This window comes from Thalassolituus sp. UBA2590, assembly GCF_002339775.1.
In the GTDB taxonomy this organism is placed as follows: Bacteria; Pseudomonadota; Gammaproteobacteria; order Pseudomonadales; family Oceanobacteraceae; genus Thalassolituus.
The window spans coordinates 6,211-6,490 of sequence record NZ_DDKU01000174.1 but is presented as its reverse complement, the minus strand read 5'-3'; the positions used below and the strand labels follow the sequence as shown (position 1 = coordinate 6,490).

The window sequence follows — 280 nt, the reverse complement described above, 5'->3', positions numbered from 1 at the left end:
TCGTATCCTTGGTCGTGTTGTCGCGACCGACGTATACAAGCCTGGCTCTGAAGGCGACGTAGTAGTTCCGGCTGGTACCCTGATCGACGAAGCCTGGGTTCACAAGATCGAAGGCGAAGGTATCGACGAAGTGATCGTTCGCTCCGCGATTACCTGTGACAGCCGCGTAGGTATCTGTTCAGCTTGTTATGGTCGTGACCTTGGTCGCGGTCACCAAGTGAACGTGGGTGAAGCAGTGGGCGTTATCGCTGCACAGTCCATCGGTGAGCCGGGTACACAG

At 56.4% G+C, this 280-nt stretch carries 1 protein-coding gene; it reads left to right on the top strand.

Translation table 11 applies throughout. The features are described 5' to 3' along the window. Positions 1–280: hypothetical protein (locus tag B2067_RS14715; protein ID WP_301388956.1), on the top strand; the 280-nt coding region annotated here is incomplete at both ends.